We start from the raw sequence: 4,770 nt of genomic DNA on the forward strand, positions 1-4,770 counted from the left end.
AAAGATGACCCCAATGTTTTTATTGCTGGAGACCTATTTTGGTTTCCGAAAGAAAAACAACCTGATATCAAACAGGCACCCGATGTCATGGTAGTTTTTGGTCGCCCTCAAGGAGATAGGGGTTCTTATAAACAGTGGGAAGAAGATAATATTCCTCCCCAAGTAGTATTTGAAATTGCCTCTCCTAGCAACACTATTACTGAGTTGGAAGTAACAAAATTAGAGTTTTATTCCAAATATGGAGTAGAAGAATATTATGTTTATTATCCAGAAACCGGGAGATTAAAAGGATGGAGGCGTCAAGGAAAAATGATGAGCGAGATAGCACAAATGGAGGGTTGGGTAAGTCCTCGAATTGGAATTCGTTTTGAAAAAGTTGGTAAGGAATTACAAATTTATCGACCTGATGGGGAACGTTTTGCCACTTATCTAGAAATTCTTGAGCAGACAGAACAGGAGAGACAAAACGCTCAACAGGAAAGAGAAAATGCCCAACGTGAAGCAACTGCACGTCAACAGGCGGAACGAGAAAGAGATTTAGAAGCAACTGCACGTCAACAGGTTGAACAGGAAAGAGATTTAATGGTTCAACAGGCCCAACGGGAGAGAGAAAATGCCCAACGTGAAGCAACTGCACGTCAACAAGCGGAACGAGAAAAAGAACGGGAGAGAGAAAATGCCCAACGTGAAGCAACTGCACGTCAACAGGCGGAACGGGAAAGAGATTTAGAAGCAACTGCACGTCAACAGGCCGAACGAGAAATAGATTTAATGGTTCAACGGGAGCAAGAAGCTATTTCTCGTTTATTGGGTGTAGGTTTAACTGCCGAACAAATTTCAAATGCTCTTTCCTTACCTTTGGAAGTAGTGCAGAAGTTTATAGATACCGACATCTAGTTCATCCAAAAATTGGCATTGCTGAGGGGCGGGATGAATATAAGTGCGAAGGATGTCTTTCCCACTTGAAAATATCAGGAACTGGCAAGATGCCCATTCCACAAAAGTATTAAAATTATCCCGTATTTGTGCAACGCCAAAAAATTTATTAGAACTTACCTAGAAACCGGGTTTATCGACGAAATTTCCTGATTTGAAAAAAAATAATTAGGGCAATAAACCCGGTTTCTATTATAGCAAAAGGCAGAAGAAATCCCCCCTACCCCCCTTTGAAAGGGGGGAGGCAGAAGGAAAAATCTGGCTTTGTCTGGGTTTTAAACTTTTGATGCGTCCGCGTTCTTTGCTTCGACTGCTATACTTTACAAATTCACCAATTATGAACATCTTAGAAAGTACGAAAATGGCAGCTATAACACTGTTAGCTAATAAAGTTCGCAGTAGCTTAACTATGTTAGGCATTATCATCGGTAATGCTTCCGTTATTGCCATGATTGGTATTGGCGAAAGTGCGCAAAAATTTGTTAACAATCAGATTACTGCTCTCGGACCAAATATTTTATTTATTGTGCCAGGAAGTCCTAAAGCTCAAAGACGATCTGTCCTACGGCCTCAAACATTAGTATTAGCAGATGCTGAAGCGATCGCTTCTCAAGTTCCAACGGTTAAAGAAGTTGCTCCTATTCTGAATGCTAACGAATTAGTTAGCTACCGAAATAAAAATGCGTCGTCAAATTTAGTAGGAACAGCTCCAGAATTTTTAACTGTCAGAAATTTTGATGTTGCTAAAGGTAGATTTTTGACAGATTTAGATTTACAAAGACAAGAAAATATAGTAGCTTTGGGTTCAGAATTAGCAGCACAATTATTTGGTAATGAAAATCCAATTGGTAAACGAGTGCGTATTAAAAATACTAGCTTGCAAGTCATTGGAGTCATGGCACCTAAAGGTAATAATCTCGGAAATAATGAGGATATGAAGGCTTTTATTCCGATTACTACTATGGCAAATCGAATTGTTGGTAGGTCTTCTCCTTATGGCACTCAAGTAACTTTGATTTCTGTGTCGGTAAAGGATGAGAATAGTATGGAAGCTGCACAGTTTCAAATAGAAAATCTGTTACGACTGCGACATAAAATTATTTATGAAGATGATTTTACTGTCAGAAGTCAGAAAGATTTATTGCAAACTTTAGGAGGTATTACTTCAGCTTTGACTTTATTATTGGCATCTACAGCAGCGATTTCTTTAGTAGTAGGTGGTATTGGTATTATGAATATTATGTTGGTTTCGGTAACGGAAAGAACTAAAGAAATTGGATTAAGAAAGGCTATTGGTGCTTCCCAGAAAGATATTTTAGTTCAGTTTATTATTGAGTCGGTAATTTTATCCGTTGCAGGTGGATTAGTTGGTACTGGAATAGGTATTAGTGGGGTATTGATTTTAGGTGTTTTAACTCCTTTAGAAACAGGAATTCCAGTAGGAGCGATCGCTATTGCTTGTGGTGTTTCTGGTGTTATTGGTTTGTTTTTTGGAGTTTTTCCTGCTAGACAAGCAGCTAAATTAGATCCTATTGTAGCTTTGAGAAGTATTTAATACTGTAGTAGTCAGTAGTCAGTAGTCAGTAGTTGTAAGGGCGAATAGCCATTCGCCCCTACTAGCTGATAGCTAGTTATAGCAGTCGAAGCAAAGGTTAGGACATTTATAAATCCTGTTTGCGCAGCATTCCGTAGGAAAACTCTTTGACAGCTTACTATTCCCTATTCCCTATTCCCTATTCCCTGGCGCTATAAAGATTAATTCCATTCAGCTAGAACGATTTTTCCAATAGTTCTACCGTTCTCGATACGTTGATGAACATCTCGTAAGTTTTTAGCATCTATCGGTTTGACTATCTCATTGCAAGTTGTAATAATTGCACCATCCTCGATCAGTTTACTCAACTCATTAAGTAAATTACCTTGCTCTGCCATATCTTCTGTTTGATACATCGAACGAGTAAACATAAATTCCCAAACAAACCCAGCACTCTTACTCTTTAAAATATCCATATCTAGGCGTCCTTCATTTTCCACAATAGAACAAATCGTGCCTTGGGGAGCGATCGCTTCAGTCATAGCTTGCCAGTGGCCATCAGTATCGTTTAAGCAAAGAATATAATTGACATTTTGATAACCAACTTGCTTAATCTCCTCTGCTAGATTATTTCGATGATTGACAACTTGATCAGCACCAAGTTTTTGACACCAAGCGATAGTTTCTGGACGAGAAGCAGTAGCAATAACATTAAGTTTGGCTAGTTTCGCTAGTTGAATGGCAATAGAACCAACTCCCCCTGCACCACCAATAATTAAAATTGATTTGCCTGTATCTGCCCCTTTTTGATCGATATTTAATCTTTCAAACATAGCTTCCCAAGCAGTGATACCAGTAAGAGGAAAAGCTGCTGCATGAGCAAAATCTAAATTCTGGGGTTTGCGAGCGACAATTCTGGCATCCACTAAATGAAATTCGCTGTTGCTACCAGGACGAGTAATATCTCCTGCATAATAAACCTCGTCTCCAGGTTGAAATTCTGTTACTTCTTCGCCAATTTCCACCACTATACCTGCTGCATCCCAACCAAGAATACGGGGTTCTGATTCAATCTTTTCTTTTGGTGCGCGGATTTTAGTATCTACTGGGTTAACAGAAATAGCTTTAACCTGTACCAGTAAATCTTTTCCTTTCGCTGTGGGTTTAGGGATTTCAACGTCTAATAAACTGTTTTCGTTTTCTATGGGTAAATATTGAGTAATACCTACTGCTTTCATGGATCTTACCTCCAAATTTTAAATATCTTTAGCTATGGATAGCTTTATTTGTCAAAATTTCACGACTTATGAAAAGGCACTAATTGTAGTGGCAATCAAGCTAAAATCGTCTCAATAGCCTGTATGATCTCTTGACATTTCTGTGTATCAAGGGCATCGGAATGAGGAAAAGCGAACTGACCTGAATCGTTGTCAAAATACTGACCTGAAGCAGTTTGAAATTCATCCATCAGTGCTGCGCGAGTAAGTATTTCTGCTCCAATGCGGATATCACCACCAGCCACCCCAAAAGCCTGCTGCACCATTTTGCTGCCAAGCATTGAGCCTGGGTTAACTGCGATGATTGTAGGACCGCGATCTTTAAGGGAAAGCCCTAGACTGCACGACCACATTGTAAGCGCCAGTTTGCTTTGGGCATAAGCTACTCCGTCGGGCAGCTTGACTCGTCCTGCCAGTGCTTCTGCTTCAACGGTTGATTGAGCAGCGGAGGACAGATTAATTACCCGTCCGGAAGTACCGATTAGCGGCAATAGCCGTTTTGTAAGCAGGTAGGGAGCGATCGTATTGACAGCAAACCTAACATCAAGACCATCCTAAGTAATAGGATCGGATGCATTGTAAACACCTGCATTATTAATTAGCACATCAAGTTTAGAGTGGTTTTCCGCTATAGTATTCGCGAAATCCTCGACATTGTGCATGAGTGACAGATCGGCAACGTACATTTCAATGTCTTGATCGCTTGAGACGGCAGAGAGCTTATTTTTCGCTGCTTTCAGTTTTGCTAGATTGCGCCCGTGTAGCAAAACATGATGACCTAGTGAAGCAAGCATTTTGGCTGTTTCCAGTCCAATACCATCGGTAGAGCCAGTAATTAATATAGTTTTCGGCATAGTTTTGTCTTAAACAGGACTTACGCAGAACCGCCATATCTCCTAGGGGCGAATGGCATTCGCCCTCTATAGATAGCGTGTTGTCTAAGAATTTGCGTAAGTCCTATTAAATTTATTAAGTAAAGTTTGGTAATACATCATTTGCCAATCGTTTTAATGTTGTTTCGAT

3 protein-coding genes and 1 pseudogene are annotated in these 4,770 nt (G+C 39.9%); 2 read left to right on the forward strand and 2 right to left on the reverse strand.

Going from position 1 to position 4,770, the window contains the following annotated elements; translation table 11 throughout:
* Positions 1 to 897 (forward strand): Uma2 family endonuclease (locus tag F6K40_RS38765; RefSeq protein WP_293145189.1); only part of this gene is annotated, 897 nt, incomplete at its 5' end.
* 376 nt (positions 898 to 1,273) lie between these two features.
* Positions 1,274 to 2,491, forward strand: coding sequence for an ABC transporter permease (locus F6K40_RS38770; RefSeq protein WP_293145192.1), 1,218 nt, complete (start codon positions 1,274 to 1,276; stop codon positions 2,489 to 2,491).
* 200 nt (positions 2,492 to 2,691) lie between these two features.
* Here the strand turns inward: F6K40_RS38770 and F6K40_RS38775 are convergent, their stop codons facing one another.
* Both F6K40_RS38775 and F6K40_RS38780 read right to left on the reverse strand, forming a co-directional pair.
* Positions 2,692 to 3,708 (reverse strand): zinc-binding alcohol dehydrogenase family protein, encoded by a 1,017-nt coding sequence (locus F6K40_RS38775; protein ID WP_293145195.1) that lies wholly within the window; start codon positions 3,706 to 3,708, stop codon positions 2,692 to 2,694.
* Between the two features lie 95 nt (positions 3,709 to 3,803).
* Positions 3,804 to 4,601 (reverse strand): annotated as a pseudogene (locus tag F6K40_RS38780) (SDR family NAD(P)-dependent oxidoreductase).
* Between the last annotated feature and the right edge of the window lie 169 nt (positions 4,602 to 4,770).

The organism is Okeania sp. SIO3I5, assembly GCF_010672085.1.
Lineage (GTDB): Bacteria > Cyanobacteriota > Cyanobacteriia > Cyanobacteriales > Microcoleaceae > Trichodesmium.

Excerpts from the sequence above, each read along its gene's own strand:
- F6K40_RS38770 (WP_293145192.1), top strand. The coding sequence starts at position 1,274 with ATGAACATCTTAGAAAGTACGAAAATGGCAGCTATAACACTGTTAGCT.
- F6K40_RS38775 (WP_293145195.1), bottom strand. The coding sequence starts at position 3,708 with ATGAAAGCAGTAGGTATTACTCAATATTTACCCATAGAAAACGAAAAC.